The organism is bacterium (assembly GCA_021371935.1).
Taxonomy (GTDB): domain Bacteria; phylum Armatimonadota; class UBA5829; order UBA5829; family UBA5829; genus UBA5829.
In genome coordinates this window covers 62,922-82,548 of the sequence record JAJFVF010000006.1, presented here as the reverse complement: position 1 = coordinate 82,548, position 19,627 = coordinate 62,922, and the positions used below count along the sequence as shown (strand labels likewise).

The window sequence follows — 19,627 nt, the reverse complement described above, 5'->3', positions numbered from 1 at the left end:
TGGTGGGGGATTGGGGGCAAAGCCCCCACTAATAAATCACTTTATTAAGCGCATACTCCACAATCCCTGATGCTCCTGCGCGCTTGAGGCTTGGGATAAGCTCACGAACGGCGTGTTCTTCCACAATAATCTCAGCAGCGACCCAACCCTCGTCCGCAAGCGGCGAAATGGTCGGCTTTTTGAGGCTGGGAAGCTCGGCCAGAATGTCGTCGAGCTTATTGCAAGGAATATTCATCTTGAGACCCACAAGCCCGTCCGCTGTGAGAGCGGCCTGCAGCAGCATGGCAATGTTTTCGATCTTGCGGCGTTTCCACTCGTCGTTCCATGCGTCTTTATTTGCAATCAGACGTGTCGTGGAGACGAGCAGAGTATCGAGAATTTCCAGACCATGCGCCTTGAGGGTGCTGCCTGTTTCAGTTCCTTCGACTATCGCATCCACCAGTTCGGGGACTTTGACCTCCGTCGCGCCCCATGAGAACTCTACCCGGCAGTTGACCCCATGTTCCTGAAAATAGCGCTTAGTAACGTTTACAAGTTCTGTTGCCACACGCTTGCCTTCCAGGTCTTTGGGTCCTTTGATTCCGGAATCCTTGGGAGCCGCAAGCACCCAGCGATATGGTTTTGTGGTGGCTTTGGAATAGTGCAGTTCACAGACTTCGTGAACATCCGCGTCACATTCGCGTACGTTGTCGTGGCCCGTGATGCCGACATCCAGCACTCCCGCCTCCACGTAACGCGCAATCTCCTGTGCGCGCAGCAGTGTGGCTTCTATCTCAGGATCGTCACAGGATGGATGATATGATCGTGACGAGACCCTGAAATCCCAGCCCGCTTTCTTGAAAAGACCAAATGTAGCTTCCTGCAAGCTCCCTTTCGGCAGCGCAATCTTAAGTGTCAATTATATTTACCTCGATACAAGTTCAACCGCAACATTATATCGTGAGCAGGGAGCCTTGGTCAAATCAGGATTCATGTCGAAACAGTTCAGTTTTCGGGAACAAATACGGCTCGGTGGGAACCTCGCCCTCCCGGAAAGCACACTCTTGGGAGGGCGAAGCTCCTGCTGAGCCAAGACCGGTAAGATCCCATATAACTGAACACTATCAGAGGCAGACTCCCTGATCGAGAAGTGTGCCTATCAATGTGTCAACAGGCAGTTTGCGGGGAGTCGTGTTCATCTTGACCGACAGAGCTGCTGCGGTTCCTGCGGCCTGACCTATTGCCATACAGCAGGGCATCACCCTGGCGCTTCCGGCTGCAAAATGTGTGGCCGAGATCGTGCGCCCCGCAACCAGGAAGTCGTCCAGATTTTTAGGCAGCATACATTTGTATGGGACATGATAGTCCGATCCGGCGGGCACAAATCCGTGATTTTCGAGCTTGTCCAGATGAGCATCGGGCAGATGCACATCAATGTTGTGTGCATACCTGCATATGCCGTCCGGAAACTTGCGCGCCGAGAGCACATCATCTTCAGTAAGAGTGTAGTCTCCGACAATCCGCACGGTCTCGCGTATACCAAGGCTCGGGGCGGTGTCGATCAGGAAGACATTTTCACAGCCTGGTATGTTGCGTCGAAATAGTTCGGTAAGCTCGATAGCTTCTCTGCGGCAGTGTTCAACGGCATGTGAGACGTCCCATGGCGAGCATCCATCCACGCCTGGGCTGTGCAGATTATTGATGCTGAAAACTCCCGGCATCAACGGCACTGGCGTCCAGCAGCCCATTTTCCGGCCTGTAGCTTCGCGGAAGTTCTTATTCAGGCTCAGGTAGACATCCGATTCTCTGACGTTAGCGTTTCCGATCATGAACACCAATGTCGGCGGCTGCATTGTCCCGTCGCTCTGCCTGCCTCTGACAATTTCGGCGCCTGCAAATCGTGCCAGGTCGGCATCACCGGACGCATCTATGACCTGCCTGGTTTTGAAAATTACTTGTCCGCTTTTGGAGCATGTGTCCACTGCCCACTCATTGTTTGTGCGCTCTGCCGACAGAGCTGAAATGCCATAGATTATCTCTGCTCCGGCCTGCCTGACCATTTCATCTGCAATAATCTTCAAGTATTCGGGGTTGATAGATATATATCCGAGTGGTATTTTCGAAGCCGCGCCGACAGACTGCATTCGGATCAGCATTTCTTCCGGGATGCCTTTTATAATGCGCTCGCCCTCGTTTTTCAGCTCATCAGGCCATGGCTGGTTGTCTTCGTACAGGCGCATGCGGGCGAAGTCATTTCTTCGGTCTGCGTTATCGAATGCACCCCAGTTGCACAGCAGCCCACTCGTAGCCGTTCCACCCAGACATTCCGACCGTTCGATCAAAAGCGTATGGGCTCCATTCCTTGCAGATGCAATAGCCGCTATCATGCCCGCAGGCCCGCCTCCGGCAACTATGACATCATATGTTTTATCCGGTATAGCGGTCATTGCTTTTCTCCTGACAAGAAATCACCCGGCCAATTACAGGTGCTATTATCTTCGCCATTGTGCAAAGTCCAAGGTCGGTGGGATGTGTGCCATCCACAGTCTGCTCACCGTCATCATTCAAGAGTGTATGGCATTCGATGTAATAGAGCCTGCCGTTCCAATCATCCACGCAGTCCTCGTAGACCTGTTTTTGAATAAGGTTTCTAGCGGTGGTGTTTTGCGGTTCATCTGGATACATGAACATCCATTGTCGTTGAGCTTCTTCGACCAAGATCACAGGAGTTTCAGGACGAGTTCGCTTGAGCTTGCTCATGAGATAGCGAAGTCTCTGGTCGATGTCGTCGATATCCATGTTCGGCATGCAGTCGATTACATAGACCGAAGGATCAAGCTCGGCCAGAAGATCGGAGACTTCCTTCTCGCATTTGGCACTGCCTGCAAAGCCAAGGTTTATAGTCTGGATATCGAGCTTGCGCCCGATTATGGATGGATATGCCATGCCCGGTCGTGAACAGCTGATGCCATGAAGAATGGATGTGCCATAGAAGACGACAGGCTTTGTGGCGGGTTTTCGCGGAGGGGCGGTTTGAATATCCGAGCCGTCCGCAATGCCGATCTCGACAGATTCGACTGCATTATATATAGGCAGATACAGCGCATATTCTCTCATCTCGCGCGTCATGCCGGTTCTCAGCTCCGATTCATTTTCGACTGCCAATGGAAAGCCCGTTGCCAGCCATCGCAGCCTGCCCTGGTGTCTGACGTAAAGGTCTACTCCGCTCACTCCGGTCGCGGGCATATGTGTAAGTCCGAGTTGGGGATATTCGAGTTTCCACCTGGCATGAATTGCAGGTGAATCGCTGATGAATCGGACGGCTATCCCTGCGCTGTATCGCGACAATTTCCAGAGTGTTTCATTGACCATCGCTTTTGCTTTTGCCGGAAAGCGGTCATAGAAATGCACCGTATCCGTCCAGCCTTTGCCTTCGATGGTTAGAGTCGCGGCGTCGGTCCATTTGATAGAGTTGTTCTGATTCATTGACAGCAAGTCCTGACATAGGTGTTCTATGCGGTCGGCAAATAGATCGAATACTATTTCAGAGCATCACCTATCACGGGCGCAATTGCGTTTGCCATTCGATAAAACCCGAGATCGTTGGGATGCAGGTTGTCGACAGTCGCCTCGCCGTCATCACCCAACAGAGAACTGCCCTCTATATAGTGCATCCCACCGTTCCAACCATCCACACAGTCCTGATATACATCTTTTAGTATAGCATTTTTCTGCAGAAGATTCCATGGGTCATCATGGCAAATACGCTCTTTCTGCAGTCCTGGGCTTTCGATCAAGATGACCGGGGTCCGGGGGGCGGTTATTAATGTGTCGAGCAGATAACGTATTCGCTCGTCAACCGTATCGACAGCCATATTGGGTATACAGTCGATCACATATACCGACGGGTCGATTTGGGCGAGCAGTTCCGAGACTTCATGTTCACACCTGCCGCTGCCAGAAAAGCCGAGGTTTATGGTCTCGATATCGAGCATTCGTGAGATGATAGACGGATATGCTCTGCCCGGACGCGATGCGCATGCACCCTGGACTATCGATGAACCATAAAACACCACAGGTTTGATGTTTTTCTTGTGTTTGCCAGCTTTTCGGATCGTCGAATCTGCGCATACACCCAGTTCAACCGACTCCACGCCATTATACAAAGGCAGGTACAGCGCGTATTCGCACATACGCCCGCAGAGATTTCTTGCCAGTTGGACTTCGTTTTCAGCTTCCACAGGAAAGCCCACCGCCAAATGGCGCGCTCTGCCGTCATTCATTGCATACAGATCTACGCCACTCACTCCTGTGGCGGGCATATGCGTCAGTGCGAGCCGGTCGAGCGTGAGCTTCCATCGGACATGTATTTCATTCGAGTCAGTCTCAAACCGAACGACAATCCCCGCGCTTTGTTTCGCGAGATGCCAAACGTTTGGGTCGACCAATTCTTTTGCTCTGGCCGGGAAACGGTCATAGAAACTCTCAGTGTCGGTCCAGCCTTTGCCTTCGATAGTCAATGAGGCGACATCAAGCCAGGTCAGTGGGGTGTTTGTTGCTTCTCCAGTTGCAGTCACTCTATTTAGCTCCGTATTTTTTCGGCTGCCTCGCATAGTTCTTTCGGCAGCAGGTTAGGGGTGATGAATTTGGCGTCCTGGTCTGCAAGGACGATCGCCCGCTCGATAGTGTTTTCAAGCTCACGCACATTGCCCGACCATCTGTAGTTCATCATCATTTCAAGCGCTTCCGGGCTTACGTGTTCGATCTTTTTGAAGTTGTCTTCGGCATACATCTCAATGAAATGGTCGATAAGCAGCGGTATGTCGTCCACACGATCGCGCAGCGGCGGCATATTTATTGTGACCACCTGCAGTCTGTAAAAGAGGTCTTCTCTGAACTTGCCTTCTTTGACCAGTTTCTCCAAAGGCTGATTGGTGGCGGTGACCATCCGCACGTCCACTTTGATAGTCTCGGTGCCGCCGACCCTCTCGAATTCGCGTTCCTGCAGCACTCTCAACAGCATCATCTGGACCGTGGGCGGTATGTCTCCGATCTCGTCGAGAAAGAGTGTGCCGTGGTTTGCAGTCTCGAACCGGCCTTTTTTGCGATCTATCGCGCCGGTGAATGATCCCTTCTCATGCCCGAAGAGTTCGCTTTGCAACAGTTGTTCGGATAACGCAACGCATGCCACCGGCACAAATGGTTCTTTTGCCCTTACGGAGCCGAAGTGCAGCGCTCTGGCCACTCCTTCTTTACCGGTGCCGCTCTCACCGCGAATAAGGACCGATGCGCGGCTGTCTTTTACCCGCTCGATCATTTCGATGACTTCTTCCATAGCGGGAGAACTGCCTATGATATTGTCCACCTTGCTGATGGTTTTCTTACCTGTATGATTTCTGGCAGCACTTGTGCGGGTGTCCTGGTTCATTCCCCTGCGTTCGAGAGCGTTCTTGACCACGATTTTAATCTCATCTAGGTCAAATGGCTTCGGGATATAGTCCAGTGCGCCGAGTTTCATAGCATCCACAGCACTTTTTATTGTGCCATGGGCGGTAATCATCAGGACGGATATGTCCGGTATAATTTCCTTTGCGGCTGCCAGCAGTTCAACACCGTTGATATCCGGCATTATAAGGTCGCTGATCAATACGTCCACATTGGTGTTTTTTTGCAGGACTTCTTTGCCTTTGCGCCCGTTTTCGGCTGTGAGGACTTTGTGGCCTTCCTTGGTCAGCACAGCTTCCAATACTCTTCTTATGTTCGGCTCGTCATCCACGACGAGTATATTGCCGGTCTTTTTACTCATACTTAAATCATACCACATCTGAGTGTTGGGTGATGGTTATTGGGTGCCAGGGAAAAACACTTTTGACTGTTAAGTTCGATATTTGCCATCCAGGGATCTCCTGACATCGGCAATTCGGCAGCATCCGATATTCGTCGTAATTGCTGATAATGTTATAACATCCATTCTCCGACACTCGATGGTCGGGGGGATTCTTGCCCCCGACCTTTCTTTACGGGCATTCTTGCCCGGATATACAAAGCTATCTAGAAATGCCGGAGTAGGAATGCTCGTCAAGCACCTGATACCCAACACACGTCACCTGTTTCACCTACATGCGCCGTTCCATTGTTTGATCGTAGTCTGCAGCGATGGCCGAATAGGTTTTGGAGCGCGGGAGCACGATCTTGAATGTTGTGCCCATATTCGGTTTGCTCGTTACTTCGATCCGTCCTCCATGGTTTTCGATAATCTTGTGGACCACGCTCAGTCCCAGGCCGGTACCTTTTGTTTTAGTAGTAAAGAAAGGCTGGAAAATGCGCTCAACCTTGTCCGGCGCAATACCTACTCCCGTATCGCTCACCGATATGAACGCACCGCCTGCAGGCATCACTCCCGTCTCTATCGTGAGCATGCCTCCTTCTGGCATAGCCTGCAGCGAGTTGATTATCATGTTTTTGAGAACCTGTTCAAGCTGGCTGTCGTCGGCCTGAATTTCCGGCACGGATTTTGCCAGATCTTCTTTGACCACCACGTTGCTGTCGGTGATATGCACGCTCATCAGGTGCAGCGTCTTCTCGACAATATCATTTATGCAGGCGGGCTTGAGTTCAAGCTGCATAGGCCGCGCGAAATCCAGGAACTCGGTTGTGAGGCGGTTCAGACCGTTGACCTCATCAACGATGATTCCAAGGAACTCGACGATTGCTGGTTCCTCTTCATATTCTTTCTGCAGGAACTGCGCGGCTCCCTTTATGGAACTCAAGGGGTTTCTGAGTTCGTGTGCGATACTAGCTGCAAGCTGGCCGACCGCTGCCAGTTCACCCATGCGCCTGAAGTCGTCCTCCATCTTGATCTCGCGGGTGATATCTTCAAATATAATGACCAGGCCGAGCTGTTCACTTGCGCTGTTCAGCAGTTGTGATACGCTGACATTGATATAGACTTCATCGCCATTGTTTGTCGGATGGAATGCAAGTTTGTATCCGTGATAGGTCTCACCGGTTTTGAAGACTCGCTCGATTGACTTTTGCAGGCTCTGTTTTTCTGATTCCTCGACCTTGAGGTGAGCCATAGCCTTGTCATATTGCATTCCCACGACTTTTTCGACACCGATACCGACAATATTTTCGGCAGCCGCATTCCAAGTAAGGATCATTCCATCTGAATCAAGTGTGACCACCCCTGCCGCTATACTGCTCAGGATATTGTCAGTATAGCTGGTGAGAGCGCTCAGCGCTTCGAGTTCTTTATATATAGCGGCGCCCTGGCTCGCGATAATCGAGAGCACCCGAACGTCATCGTCCGAATAATGGTTGGGGCTGTAGTTGTGCACGCTCATCACCCCGACTACTTCGTCCTGCAGAATGAGTGGAATCGCCATCAATGAGCGCACTTTGTGCAGATGTTCGGTTTTGAACCTTGGGTCGATCTCAATATCCGGAGAGACAATAGCCTTTTGCTCACTAACCGCCCAACTGACAACACCTGCGCCACCAAGCCTTTCATCCGGCGGCATGGATATTTTTTTGCTGCGTGATCGCGCAGCCTTTACAGAAGCGATTCCGGCATCATGGTCAACTGCATAGATAAACGCCTCGTCATAGTCGGCCAGGTCCGATACAATCGCCAGAATCGAGTCGAGGGCTTCTTCCAGGTTCGCCGCGGAACTTATCTTCTTGGAAAACTCATAAAGCGCAGTCATCTCGAGCACACGCTGATGCATCTTCTGCTCATATGTCATGGCATTTTTGAGGACTGTTGCAGCGTGTGACGCCATTATCGATATCAGTTTGAGTTCCGTGCTTTCAAACGCTTCTCCACCGTTTCTATATAGGACGATTGCGCCGATGGTGGTATCCTCAGCGACAAGCGGCGCAAGCATGAGTGTTGTTCTACCCGGCGCGAGAGCTTGAAGCAGTTCTGAGTAGGCTTCACTATCGCTGATATCGTTAGGTGATATCAGCATTGGGGCCTTGAGTTCACGCACAAAATCGACTGATTTTTGATTCTTCGTGGCTTCTTCGATCTTTGCTGCAAGCGGCTTGAGCCCGCCGGAAAAGGCTTTGAGTATCAGGTGACCGCGCTTTGTGTCGAAGAGTAGCAGGCCGGCACCATCGCATCCGACCGCTTTTGCCGACGTCTGCACCAGCATATGAGATGCATTGTCCAGACCGTATGCAGCGCTGATATTACGGCTGTGCTCATAGAGGACATTGAGTTCGGCATATTTTTCTTCCATCGCCTCATAGAGCCGCGCGTTCTCGACGGCAATACCGGCCTGGCTCACGAATGTGGCCAGCAGGTCCACATGCTCGGGTTCTATTGCATTATTATTCACGGAGTTGTCCGCGACGACCACTCCGATAGTTGTCTTTCGCACCACAATCGGAGCTGCCAGGAATTCGCCGGAACCCTGCTGGCTGGGTTCAAAAGGGGAGCCTTGTGAAAAGATAGGAATCTGTTCTTTAGCTGCCAGGCCGATTACTCCTTCGCCCGGCTTCACACGGTCAATGACATGATCATTTTCATCATATCCTTTACGCGCCCCTGCAACGAACTCATTCGCCCTGGTGTCCAGCAGGTATACACAGCACCTGTCGAATCCCACGATATCGGTGATGCTCTCGACAATCTGATCGAGCACATTTTCAAGATCGAGTGTAGAGTTGATAGCCCTCAGTACTTCGGATATTCGCGACATCTCCTCAATCTTGCGGTTGAGCCGTGAGGTTAGATGAGTGTTTGATATAGCGAGCGACGCATGAGTTGCAAAGACGCAAAAGAGCTTTAGGTCATCCTGTGTAAATGGCGGTTTTGGTTTATGGCGTCTGATGCTCAGAACGCCTTTGACATAACCCTCTTCATCTTTGAGAGGTACACACATAGACCCGCTGACACCCGGTCTGGGTTTTATGCTGTCTTTGAACCTTGGATCATGCGATATGTCTTCTATCAGGACCGGCTCGCCGGTCTGAGCCACTCTGCCTGCGATTCCTTCGCCCATGGCTATCCTGGCTCCGTGGACTATATCGTCTGCCAGGCCATAGCTGGATTTGATGACCAGTGTGTTCTCGCCCGGCTCTATCAGCATCAACGAGCAAGTCTGCGCGTCCATCACCGATGCAGCCTTCGTCACGACAGTGTTGAGCAGCGGCATCACGTCATGCGGATCCACGGCCTGTCCCACTTCGTATAGGGATGCGATCTCTTCGAGATGCCTGCGGTCCGGGTGAGTGGATGGATCCGAGGCGTTATGAGACGATCCGGCTCCCAGAGCATCGCGGGAAATATCGAATATTTGCCGCATAATCTCCGGTGCCGATCCGTTCGATCCTATCAGCTCTGCAATTTTATGTATGGCAGAGTTATCCGAGGGCGATTGTGACATAATCTTTTGTAGTGCGCCGGCAGTTATGGTCCAAATTGCATTGACTGTCGAACACCATGTTACCCGTAAATCCTCAACTATAACCTTGTTCCACAGATGAGTTGTTTATGATCTATCTCATGCCTCTTTGGGCAGCACACTTATTATAAATTTCGGTAAGCATATTTGAATAACCTATATGTCCATTGTCTTCGATACCCAGCTTAGCCATCAGCGGCACAGCAATTTTGGACGCAAGTTCTTCTCGCACTTTTCCGTCAAGCTCGGCTTTACGTTCGACAAATCTCTTTATCGTCTCGAAATCATCCGGGCTGACAAGCTCGATATTTCTCACAAGTTCGGCCTCCGGGTATTGCGCAGCGGATGCTTCTTCCTGAGTTTGCTTTTCCTTGGTGTGCATCCATTCACTGCGTTCTTTGACGACCAATGTGCCCGCCGCAAAATCTCCCAGGCGTTTATTTCTGCTGTTTGCCAGCACAGATATCATTCCGACAAGATATATTCCGGGGATCATATCGACTATCCTCACCAGGTTGCGAACGGCGGCGCTTGCGAAGTCTATAGGGGTTCCACCTTCACGAATGGTGCGCATTCTGGCATAGCGTTTGCCGGGCGACTGTCCGTTCCAGACAGTCTCGAAGTAGACATAATAGCCGTACCACATAACAAACGACGCTATTGCCAATAGTGCATTTGCCCAAGTCGTTCCCGGCCATCTGCCGTGTTCGGATAGGAGCATGCGCACCCCCAGCACAGCCAATATCAATAGTACCTGAAGCAGCAGGTCGATAATTGCAGCCCCTGCGCGCGAAGCCAGCCCCGCCAGTTCATATTCTATCCTGACATTTTCAGGCGTAACTACGGTTATGTGTCTCGACAAACCCAACCTCCAACTTCCAACTATCGGCCTCTATCTGCTATAATTCAAATGTGGACGAACGCTCATACATAGAAAACAGACAAGATTCATGGCATAGCCTGTCGAACAAGATCGACCGCATACGCACGCATGGCCTGCGCTCTCTTTCGCGAGCCGAACTTGCATCCATAGGCTCGGAGTATCGCAGCGTAGTCTCCGACCTGTCGTTTGCCCGCAGCCAGGGCGCAAGCAATGAACTGGTGCTCTATCTCAACGAGCTGGCTGCCAGAGCACATGGTATACTTTATGCCACATCCGGCGCAAGTGTCAGCGGAATTTGGTCCTTTCTTATTAGAGAGTTTCCGGCGCTGTTTCGTTCCACAATCAGGCATACACTTTTGGCCACGCTGATCTTCATGGCAAGCTGGGCGGGCGCGTCTTATCTGGTTATTACCGACCCGAGCATATCTTATGCGCTCATGCCAGAGAAGCTGCAGGCCAAGGATGTCAGAAATATCAAGTCTCCGATCCCCGACCCCGCGCAGATGTCGAGTTATATAATGACCAACAACATCAAGGTCGGCATATTTTCATTTGCCGGTGGAATAAGTGCGGGCGCAATAACGGTTTTCGAGATGGTCCAGAACGGCGCGATGATAGGTGTGGTCGCCACACTCTATGCGCCCATAATGGGCAGGGCGCGATTCTGGTCATATATACTCCCTCATGGAATAATCGAGCTTGTGGCCATATTTATATGCGGCGGGGCAGGGTTAATGATAGGCTCGGCTATGATTGCTCCGGGCAATATGCGCCGCTCTGATGCTATCCGATTGGCATCCGGTAAGGCTCTCAGGCTCTTTGCAGGGACGATCCCAATGTTTATCGTTGCCGGGATGATTGAAGGTTTCATCACACCGTCGGTATTGCCTATATGGTCCAAACTCACATTTGCCGCCATAACAGCCATCGGCCTGACAGCGTACCTGGGCTTTGCCGGGGGGATAGGGAATACCAATCCCTAACCTCTAGCCCCTACAACATGTTTTTGCCTTTTATGTTCAGATATTCGTTTATCACAGAAGGCGTGAACTTTTCCGGCGGGACATCGAGGACAATTGCGCCGGAGCGTACCAAATGTGCAGCCGCTTGTTTTCTAGACTGCAGCACCTGTCTGGCCGCAGCGGCATTGAACGCATCTTCTGAGTTTTCAACTTTAGTTCGCACAGCATCAGTCACAGCCGGGTCCGCCATCGTGACGATCAGGCACAGATGTTTTTTAGTAAGGCTTGCGATCTGCGAGATTAATGGCTTTGAGGATTCCGGGTCAACCAGGTCGGTGAAGAAGACTATCAAACTCCGCCGGGTCCATTTTTTTGATAGATAGGGTATCGCGCGGTAATAATTCGAGTCCCCTTCAGCGTCCTTGAGGTTATAAGTAAGCCGCAGCAGGCTCAATGTCTGGCTTTTGCCTGCCTTTGGGGGTGAGTAGTTGGTTATGTCTTCGCCGAAGGTCATCAGCCCGACCTTGTCGCCCTTTATCGCCGCCACATGCGCGAGCATCATGGATGCGTTTATGCTGTGGTCGAGGCGTGTAAGAGTGTCGATCACCGGTCCCATGATGCGCCCGCAGTCCAGGACTATGAGTATGTTCTGCGATCTCTCCTGCTGATATATCCTGGTCACCAGCCTCCCGCGTCTGGCGGAGGCTTTCCAGTCGATTGCTCGAAACTCATCATCGGGCATATAGTCCCGCAAAGACTCGAACTCAGTGCCTCTGCCGCGAATCCGCGCGAACCTCTGTCCCGGCTGGATGGCATGTTCTCGCCTCAGTCCGATCTCATATCTGCGCATATCCAGCAGGTTAGGGTAGACCTTGCAATGCTGCCTTGCTGGAATCTTGTACTGCCGAATGACCAGTCCCAATGGGCCGAAGAGCCGGACGTATATATCCATAAACTCATAGTTACCCCTTTTTGGTGGGATCAGATGATAGGTCGTCTCCCATTCCGACCGGGCAGCTAATATGAAATTGACGACATTTCCATGCGCGTCGAAGCCCTCTGGATATTCATCGCGAACAATGCCGTTCACGTGTCGATAGCCGGAGTTCCTCATGACCAGTCGCACAGGATTTCCAACGCCCAGTGAGAGCTTCTCGTCACAAACACGCATGACCTCGACAGATTTCCCTCGCACGATCCACAGCCATTCCCATGCCGCGGCGGCAGCTGCGAATGTTATTATCACTATTCCGCTGGTCACAAGAGCACCGGACCATCCCGAGAAGCCGATCATCAGCGCTCCGATTACAAGCAGTATTACGAATCTGGTTGTAAAGATCATGTGTTTCCCATCGTCACTGTGTTTTGATTTTTCTTCGGCTCAACGTATTTAGGCGTCGTAAAGGATATGGAGTAATTCCATCTCTCCAGCTCGGCGCCTTTATCCGCTTTAATCTCAAATTTATAGTTGAAGACTTTGTCATTCTGGCTCACAGTTCCATACAGCCTCAACGCTGTAACTGCGGACTCAGGGCTCAGAGGCGAACTCAGCTTGCTCGGCGAACCCAGCCAGGCTTCCAAAGCAGGTCTCTTGTCCCACCTGATATTCAGCAGGTCGAGCCCCTTTTCAGTAAATACGGAGTTTTTCTGTTTTTGTGTAAGCGTGGAGTAGAATTTGAGCAGACCACTGCTGTCGGACCGGCCGATGATCGAATGGATTTCAGATGTATTTATGTCCTTATAACCGTTAAGTATTTCGTCCGATCCTATGTTATATATATATTGATATTTAGTTAACGTCGCCATCCATGTAAGGTCGTCGAGATCGAGCGTGCCGGTGTCTTTGAATACCTCTCGCCAGTGTTCCATCCATTCGTCCGGGATTTGCTGCTGCCTGAGAGTATACCAGTCTTTCTTGCGTAGTTCCACTGTGTTTTCGCGCTTCCACCAATTTGCATTGCATGCACTTGCAACCCGTGAAAGTAAGTCTCCCAGGCTCATTTCAATGCCATGCATGTCCTGCCCCATAATGCCGATTGTGCCGCCGCTTATGTCACCCGGGTAGCCGTCCGAAACAATATTCAACTTGAACTTTTCGGCCAGTGTTCGTGCGAAATCTTCAAGCTGGTATTTTTTAAAGGGAGTGATAACGTCTTTTTCAACCCGTTTCATATCAGGATCATCAGAATGCTGTGCTTCAGGGTCATTACTTATATCGATCAATTCTCGCCACTCAGGCATTGTAGCTTCGATCTGCTTTTGCCAGTATTTCCGGTGGATGTCTTCGTAAGAGTCATCCGAACCCCAAACTTCATCGATGAAATTACCTTCTATCTTTGCAGCATAACTTTTCGGGTCACAGAACCCAAAGCGAAATCCCAGATAACTGTGTGTGGATATGTTCATCGACAGGTTATTTATGTATCCCAGAAATGCTGTTGTGTTGTTGCCGAGCACAAGGGAGATTTTGTCCATGTCTTTGCTGATGTCCTCAGGTATGGATGCAACCTTGTTTGGGTTTCTGCCATATTGAACATCCATCTTGTACAAACCTTTAAAGAAATCGAGCATGGCCTCCTGACCGCTTTGTGATAGCTTTGCCGAATTGATTTCCAACTCAGTTCCGTTCGCCATAGCCATCTTCAGGTCGGGGCATTCTACAAACAGCCTCGACATGGCGTCCGCAGTGCCTGACTGATCCAACGCTGACAGATACGGGTTATCCTGATCTGAATTATCAATCCATGCATCCGGGTCGGCGAGTGTATTCACCAGAGACAGCCTGGCATCGGCAAGTTTCTTTGCTGCCGATTCGGTTTCTTTTTGTTTGCGCATCTCGGCAGTAATTACGGCTGCACGATCCATGTACAGCCGGTATACGGTCTGATCGCCGTCGCCTGTTTTCTTCCACTTGAACTTCATCACGCGTGCTATGGAGTTCATCAGATCGCCGATAGGCATGTCCTTTACAAACACATTCATCCGTCTGTCGCGCACCTGCCAGTCCTTGTCGTTAAACCCGGCATTGAGCGTAATGCCGGTCAAAGTGGACAAGACGTACAGTGTCTGGACGACTGATTTCTTTTCCAGCGAGCACGATATCTTCTGCGCCAGCCTGGAATCGTTGTTTTCGATCTCTACTTCGGCAGAGTTCGGATCAACTGTTGTTTTCCCGAAAGCCAGAGCATCGGACGCTGCGCTTGCCAGCAACATGAAAACGAGCAAAACCACTGAAAAACGCTTCATAAGACATCCTCTGAGGTATTGGCCAGCCGCACAAGTTATAAATTTGTTTACTCAAATCCTCTGCGCATTCCTGCATTTACAGAAACTCGCAGGAATCGAGTTCACTTTCGCATAAGGCCTACCTGTTATGGATAAGTTAGCAGATCTACACACTCACACCACATCCTCCGATGGCTGCCATACCCCGACGCAAGTTGTTGAGGCAGCTGCGAAAGCAGGTCTGACCGCTGTTGCAATTACGGATCACGACACCGTCGCAGGTATAGATGAAGCGCTGGAAGCTGGAAAACACAATTGGATAGAGGTCATACCCGGCATCGAGATCAGCACGATATATCACGATAAAGTCGAGGTGCACATTCTCGGCTATTTTATAGATCACAAGAGTCCTTCGTTGATCGAGAAACTCGATGTGCTCAAAAATGCCAGATATGATCGCGCCAGACAGATGGTTGAAAAGCTCAATGCCGTGGGTGTGCATATCAGCTTTGACCGAGTGTTGGAGCTTGCCCAGCATGGTGCGGTCGGCAGGCCGCATGTAGCGAAGGCCATCTGTGAGGTGGGCGCTGCATCATCCATGGACTCTGCGTTCGGCAGGTTTTTGCAGGAAGGCGGACCCGGTTATGTGCCTAGATATAAAGTGACGCCGTTGGAGGCGATGGAGATAATTTCCGAGGCCGGAGGGGTTTCATGCGCTGCACATGTGGCAAAGCTAAGGAGAGATGAAATCATTGTGGAACTGGTCGGCAGTGGTCTTCGCGCCATAGAGGTCAATCATCCTGATCACTCTTCGGCAGGGCGAAAGTTCTACAAGCGGTTTGCGCAAAGCCGGGGGCTGATTGCAACAGGCGGTTCCGATGCCCATGGTTTTGCGGGTAATATTCGGCCTGGAGTAGGGGATGTGACCGTTCCATATGGTGTTGTCATCGAACTGAGAATCAAGTCTCGACTCAGGCGTGAGTGTTAGGAGAACGAGTTTTCTCACTTTAGCTTCTGACCTCTAGCCTCTATCTTCCAGCAAGGGGGTGTAGATGATGGCGAACAGCAAAGCAGCCATGGAGGTCAGTCCGGTAGTAGCGGCAGTAATTATCATTGTCGCGATATTAGTTGCCGCCGGAATAATGAACTACATGGCCGGTCACCAGAATGCAGCTTCTTCAGATTCCAATCAGGCTCCTGTAAACCCGGCATCCAGTGGCGGGCAGGGATCCAGTGGGCAAAACGTGCCCGCATCGCCTTCGCAGACAAGCCCTGCTTCACCGGCATCGCCCGGTGGGCAATAACCAAAGTTTTATGATCTTGTGGGGCACAACGAGGTGCCCCATTTCTGATTGTTGGAGGTTGGGTTCGATGTCTGAACGATCCGAATGCACGTGCGAAGAAAAACTGGATGCGGCGATAGAGTCCCTGATATATGTTTTTTCCAGCCGTGATGGTCTGATGCGCAAGTCTGCACGTGAGGCGCTCGTCGTCATAGGCAGGCCCGCAATTCCGTCTCTGATTCAAGCGTTGGCGGACAAGAACAAAAATGTGCGCTGGGAGTCTGCAAAGGCCTTGGAAGAAATCGGTGACCCAAGCGCTGCTCAGGCTCTTGTAGCCAGGCTCAAGCAGGACAACTTCGGCATCCGGTGGATAGCTGCGGAATCTCTGGTCAAGTTCGGAAAGGATGGTCTCAGGCCGCTGTTTCTTGAACTGCTGCAAAACCCTGATTCGGGCTTTTTGAGAGATGGGGCGCACCACGTGCTCTATTCCATTGCCGGCAAAGATCCGTCGCTGCAGGGCATCCTCAGCCCTGTCATTGACGGTTTGGGCGCAGTCAGTGGAGCAAAGGATGTGGTTCCATACATTCAAGCAGCTCTGGAAGCTCTCGATATTGAAGCTGAAAGTGTTGAAGAAGACGAACTGCTCGGAGACTCATAGATATGCCGACCCAGTTTCATTCCGAGCAAGGTCAACAACTCAAAGACGTGCCTGTCGAACAACGATTTAAGCTCTTGAACACATCCGACATCGGCCTTCCGCAAAGCGAAGCCCAATCAAGAATGGTCTATCCGACCAGCACGAGCGTTAATGATAACCACTATTAGTGCTCAGGTCATTGCAACTCTAGTCTCTGTTTATGGTTTGTTTATGACCCCGATAGGCTGGGCTTTGGCAGTCTGGGGTTATGCTCTTGCCTGGTTTCTGGTCAACGACCGTATAAAATTGCTTGGATATCGCATCTTGGATCCGGCGGAACCGTCTATCTTGGCGAAAAAAATATAAACTGATGCGGTGTTTGTATTTCCCGATTATGGGTATTATTGATGAGGCTGCATGAAGGAGACGATCATGTTTGCGCGAATACTCTACATACTATTTGCGTCACTGTTGGTTTCGAGCGGCACATTATCTGCCGCGCAGTCTAATATTACTGATGGAGGAACGATTAAAATGCACGAACTACCCCCACTCCCCTACGATTACAAAGCACTTGAGCCTTATATCAGTGAGCAGATTATGCGTCTGCATCATGATAAGCACCAGGCAGCGTATGTTGCTGGTTTAAACAAAGCCGAAGAGGAGCTTGCGAAGGCTCGGTCCGAAGGAAATTTCGCGGTCGTCTCGTACTGGGAACGGCAGCTTGCTTTCAACGGCTCTGGAGATGTGCTGCACACTCTCTTCTTTGCGAGTATGTCTCCGAATGCAGGAGGCGAGCCGACTGGAGACCTTGCAGATCAGATAAAGAAAGACTTCGGCAGTTTTGATGCCTTCAAGAAGCAGTTTTCCGCCGCTGCAGTTGGCGTTGAAGGCAGCGGTTGGACAGCATTAGTTTGGCAGCCTGAGTTTGAAAAGCTCTATATAACACAGATATTGAACCATCAGAACAACGAACTGTCAGGAGCGCAGCCGATACTCGTTCTGGACGTATGGGAGCATGCCTACTATCTGCAATACGAAAACCGCCGTGCTGAATGGGTCGAGAACTGGTGGAACGTAATCAATTGGAACAACGTCGCCAAGAACCTGTCGGCAGCCAGATCATATGTGCCCGAAAAGATCAGTGCAAGCATGTGATATCTGTGGGTGTTTGATCCTCATTTTATTGATCGTGTATCGCCTGGTCGTTGATTATGGCGATACACGATTGTCCTCGTTTGATCGCAAGCGCGGTTTTGGAGTAACATAATCGTAATTAAATCAATCGGAACGCTGGAGAGCCATCATGCGTAGCTAAGTAAAGAGCAGTCTTGAGCTTGCATCGGAGATATGTGTTCTGAATATACGGTATCCAGATCGTGACGTGCAATTTACTTAGTCCGCATTATTCACGAGAAACGTGAATAATGCTCTCGGAAACCCGTGTTATGCGCTTTACGCGTAATACGGGTTAGCGTAAAGCGCATAATTTGTATGGAGTTTGGAATGCGATACAAAAAAATATGGTTTATTATTCTCGCCATTCTTGCGCTGGGGACATCGGCGTTTTCCGAGCCTGTAGTAAAAGAAGTTGCTGACGGAATCACACTCTACCAGGATATCACTACCGAGCCGGAGCCATTAGTAACGAATGTGGTGAGGATAGACCTTGCGAACCCGGCTGTTCATGTAAAGGCGGCGATAGGCCGGGATATGGTGATGGACAATACTCCGAGCAAAGGCCGCGAGATAGTCAGTTCGATCACTGCGCGCAAAGGGGCGGTGATTGGAGTAAATGCCGACTTCTTTCCATTCAATGGAGACCCAAACGGCATATGCATATCTGACGGCGAGCTTATAAGCGAGCCGTGGAATGGCAGGCCGGCTTTCGGACTGTTGAGAAACGGACTTGTCGTCTTTGACACCCCCAGTCTCAATGCAACACTCACCTTTGCCAACGGTGTTGGCCGGCAGATAGACGGCATCAACCGTGGCAGAGAGACGAACCAGCTGGTAGTCTACACCCCCACATATGGTGATAGCACTCTGTCCAAATTCAAGGGCACAGAGGTAGTTGCCACAACAGATGAGCTGCCTGTGCGGGTAGGCTGCAGTCTAGCCCTGACGGTAACCGAGATCAATACAGATGTCCTGGACACAAAAATTCCAAAAAATGGGGTCGTGATATCGGCGGGCGGACCAGCCGCATCATTTCTCGCAGGTAATGTAGCGGTTGGTGATAAGCTGCGAATGGTTCTAAACATCAAAAGCGCCAGCGGCGTCGATTGGACACAGATGGATCAGGCAGTAGGTGGTGGACCATGGCTGATAAAAAGCGGCAATATATATTTGGACTATAAAGCAGAAAATTTCAAAAATGACTTTGCCAGAAAGAACCATCCACGCACTGCAATCGGCGTCACTTCGGACAATAAGCTCCTTATAGTAACGGTCGATGGCAGACAGTCGTTCAGCAGCGGGCTTTCTCTGCAGAAGCTGGCCGAGGCGATGAAGATACTAGGTGCATGTCAGGCAATCAACCTTGACGGTGGAGGCTCCACGACACTGTCGATACGCGGGACCATAGTAAACAGTCCTTCAGGCGGCGCTGTGGCGGGCAACCCATACGATGGCGGTGAGCGTGCCGTAGCCGATATGCTGTTGGTAAACGTAGAAAAAGATGCCGCTGAACGTGAGCTTTCCAAGCTTAAAATCAGCGGCATTGGAAAAGAGATAGAGTCGGGCGAGAAGACTCAGCTCTATCTGACCTGGGGCAACGACGATCAGACGCTTACGGAGGAGCAGCTTTCGCGAGTGGTGTGGGGATGCACAAAGGGTATAGGTTTCATCGACCAGAACGGCTATTTCAATCCAATAATGGCGCGCACCGGGACAATCGATGCATTTTATGGTGACCAGAAGGTAAGCATTCCCGTCACGGTAATCGGTGGTCAGCCTGCAGGAATCAGCATATCTGCAGTGAATGACAAACTCGATCCGCGGCGCACGAAGGTCAAGGCAACAGTAACCGATCAGAACGGCAACTTTCTTGCGAATAAAGATATCACTTTGACGATTACAAACGGCATCCCAAACACCAGTGCTGGGAAGACCGACAAAAACGGCACATATTCGACGGATGTTGTATGGGACATAACTGAGAAGCGGATTGTCAAGGCTGTGGTAGATGAAGTATCCAGCGAAATATCAGTTCCCAATAGCAATTAGAACACGGTCCTTTTCAT

The 19,627-nt window shown here is 50.8% G+C and carries 17 protein-coding genes; 8 read left to right on the top strand and 9 right to left on the bottom strand.

Translation table 11 applies throughout. From position 1 onward, the window contains the following. Nucleotides 1–28: 28 nt before the first annotated feature. From hisG to LLG46_04740, 7 genes are all read right to left on the bottom strand, one after another. Complete coding sequence (gene hisG, locus LLG46_04770) at nucleotides 29–898, bottom strand: ATP phosphoribosyltransferase (protein ID MCE5322615.1); 870 nt, start codon at nucleotides 896–898, stop codon at nucleotides 29–31. A gap of 205 nt (nucleotides 899–1,103) precedes the next feature. Further along, a complete protein-coding gene (locus tag LLG46_04765) occupies nucleotides 1,104–2,426 on the bottom strand; it encodes an FAD-dependent oxidoreductase (protein MCE5322614.1) in 1,323 nt (440 codons plus the stop codon). Next, nucleotides 2,407–3,465 (bottom strand): SGNH/GDSL hydrolase family protein, encoded by a 1,059-nt coding sequence (locus LLG46_04760; protein ID MCE5322613.1) that lies wholly within the window; start codon nucleotides 3,463–3,465, stop codon nucleotides 2,407–2,409. Before LLG46_04760 ends, LLG46_04765 begins: the two co-directional genes overlap by 20 nt. A 53-nt stretch (nucleotides 3,466–3,518) precedes the next feature. Next, nucleotides 3,519–4,556, bottom strand: a complete 1,038-nt coding sequence (locus LLG46_04755) for an SGNH/GDSL hydrolase family protein (protein ID MCE5322612.1) — start codon at nucleotides 4,554–4,556, stop codon at nucleotides 3,519–3,521. A gap of 5 nt (nucleotides 4,557–4,561) precedes the next feature. Then, complete coding sequence (locus LLG46_04750; protein MCE5322611.1) at nucleotides 4,562–5,785, bottom strand: sigma-54 dependent transcriptional regulator; 1,224 nt, start codon at nucleotides 5,783–5,785, stop codon at nucleotides 4,562–4,564. A 310-nt stretch (nucleotides 5,786–6,095) separates the two neighbouring features. Further along, the gene (locus LLG46_04745; GenBank protein ID MCE5322610.1) at nucleotides 6,096–9,293 is read right to left on the bottom strand and encodes a GAF domain-containing protein; all 3,198 of its coding nucleotides are present in this window, start codon (nucleotides 9,291–9,293) and stop codon (nucleotides 6,096–6,098) included. A 193-nt stretch (nucleotides 9,294–9,486) separates the two neighbouring features. Further along, complete coding sequence (locus LLG46_04740) at nucleotides 9,487–10,254, bottom strand: RDD family protein (GenBank protein ID MCE5322609.1); 768 nt, start codon at nucleotides 10,252–10,254, stop codon at nucleotides 9,487–9,489. 50 nt (nucleotides 10,255–10,304) lie between these two features. On the opposite strand from LLG46_04740, the gene LLG46_04735 reads away from it, so the two are divergent. Next, nucleotides 10,305–11,258, top strand: coding sequence for a stage II sporulation protein M (locus LLG46_04735; protein MCE5322608.1), 954 nt, complete (start codon nucleotides 10,305–10,307; stop codon nucleotides 11,256–11,258). A gap of 10 nt (nucleotides 11,259–11,268) precedes the next feature. On the opposite strand, the gene LLG46_04730 is transcribed toward LLG46_04735, so the two are convergent. Beyond that, nucleotides 11,269–12,579, bottom strand: a complete 1,311-nt coding sequence (locus LLG46_04730; GenBank protein ID MCE5322607.1) for a DUF58 domain-containing protein — start codon at nucleotides 12,577–12,579, stop codon at nucleotides 11,269–11,271. Then, complete coding sequence (locus LLG46_04725) at nucleotides 12,576–14,483, bottom strand: hypothetical protein (GenBank protein MCE5322606.1); 1,908 nt, start codon at nucleotides 14,481–14,483, stop codon at nucleotides 12,576–12,578. Before LLG46_04725 ends, LLG46_04730 begins: the two co-directional genes overlap by 4 nt. A gap of 127 nt (nucleotides 14,484–14,610) precedes the next feature. Between LLG46_04725 and LLG46_04720 the strand changes: the two genes are divergently transcribed. The 7 genes from LLG46_04720 to LLG46_04690 all read left to right on the top strand — a co-directional run bounded on the left by LLG46_04720 (nucleotide 14,611) and on the right by LLG46_04690 (nucleotide 19,610). Further along, entirely contained in the window at nucleotides 14,611–15,450 is an 840-nt protein-coding gene (locus tag LLG46_04720) for a PHP domain-containing protein (protein ID MCE5322605.1), read from the top strand. A 64-nt stretch (nucleotides 15,451–15,514) separates the two neighbouring features. Next, a complete protein-coding gene (locus LLG46_04715; protein ID MCE5322604.1) occupies nucleotides 15,515–15,766 on the top strand; it encodes a hypothetical protein in 252 nt (83 codons plus the stop codon). Nucleotides 15,767–15,833: 67 nt separating this feature from the next. Beyond that, the gene (locus tag LLG46_04710) at nucleotides 15,834–16,403 is read left to right on the top strand and encodes a HEAT repeat domain-containing protein (GenBank protein ID MCE5322603.1); all 570 of its coding nucleotides are present in this window, start codon (nucleotides 15,834–15,836) and stop codon (nucleotides 16,401–16,403) included. A 2-nt stretch (nucleotides 16,404–16,405) separates the two neighbouring features. Continuing rightward, complete coding sequence (locus tag LLG46_04705) at nucleotides 16,406–16,570, top strand: hypothetical protein (GenBank protein ID MCE5322602.1); 165 nt, start codon at nucleotides 16,406–16,408, stop codon at nucleotides 16,568–16,570. After that, nucleotides 16,554–16,748, top strand: coding sequence for a hypothetical protein (locus tag LLG46_04700; protein MCE5322601.1), 195 nt, complete (start codon nucleotides 16,554–16,556; stop codon nucleotides 16,746–16,748). Before LLG46_04705 ends, LLG46_04700 begins: the two co-directional genes overlap by 17 nt. 168 nt (nucleotides 16,749–16,916) lie before the next feature. Then, nucleotides 16,917–17,540 carry a superoxide dismutase gene (locus tag LLG46_04695; protein ID MCE5322600.1) on the top strand — a complete coding sequence of 208 codons (624 nt, stop codon included), beginning with the start codon at nucleotides 16,917–16,919 and terminating at the stop codon, nucleotides 17,538–17,540. Between the two features lie 348 nt (nucleotides 17,541–17,888). Further along, entirely contained in the window at nucleotides 17,889–19,610 is a 1,722-nt protein-coding gene (locus LLG46_04690) for a phosphodiester glycosidase family protein (protein ID MCE5322599.1), read from the top strand. Nucleotides 19,611–19,627 lie beyond the last annotated feature (17 nt).

Coding starts and splice junctions, on each gene's coding strand:
- LLG46_04695 (MCE5322600.1), top strand. CDS start 16,917: ATGCACGAACTACCCCCACTCCCCTACGATTACAAAGCACTTGAGCCT.
- LLG46_04725 (MCE5322606.1), bottom strand. CDS start 14,483: ATGAAGCGTTTTTCAGTGGTTTTGCTCGTTTTCATGTTGCTGGCAAGC.
- LLG46_04720 (MCE5322605.1), top strand. CDS start 14,611: ATGGATAAGTTAGCAGATCTACACACTCACACCACATCCTCCGATGGC.
- LLG46_04750 (MCE5322611.1), bottom strand. CDS start 5,785: ATGAGTAAAAAGACCGGCAATATACTCGTCGTGGATGACGAGCCGAAC.
- LLG46_04690 (MCE5322599.1), top strand. CDS start 17,889: ATGCGATACAAAAAAATATGGTTTATTATTCTCGCCATTCTTGCGCTG.
- LLG46_04765 (MCE5322614.1), bottom strand. CDS start 2,426: ATGACCGCTATACCGGATAAAACATATGATGTCATAGTTGCCGGAGGC.
- LLG46_04710 (MCE5322603.1), top strand. CDS start 15,834: ATGTCTGAACGATCCGAATGCACGTGCGAAGAAAAACTGGATGCGGCG.
- LLG46_04730 (MCE5322607.1), bottom strand. CDS start 12,579: ATGATCTTTACAACCAGATTCGTAATACTGCTTGTAATCGGAGCGCTG.
- LLG46_04705 (MCE5322602.1), top strand. CDS start 16,406: ATGCCGACCCAGTTTCATTCCGAGCAAGGTCAACAACTCAAAGACGTG.
- LLG46_04745 (MCE5322610.1), bottom strand. CDS start 9,293: ATGCGGCAAATATTCGATATTTCCCGCGATGCTCTGGGAGCCGGATCG.
- LLG46_04760 (MCE5322613.1), bottom strand. CDS start 3,465: ATGAATCAGAACAACTCTATCAAATGGACCGACGCCGCGACTCTAACC.
- LLG46_04700 (MCE5322601.1), top strand. CDS start 16,554: ATGATAACCACTATTAGTGCTCAGGTCATTGCAACTCTAGTCTCTGTT.
- LLG46_04715 (MCE5322604.1), top strand. CDS start 15,515: ATGATGGCGAACAGCAAAGCAGCCATGGAGGTCAGTCCGGTAGTAGCG.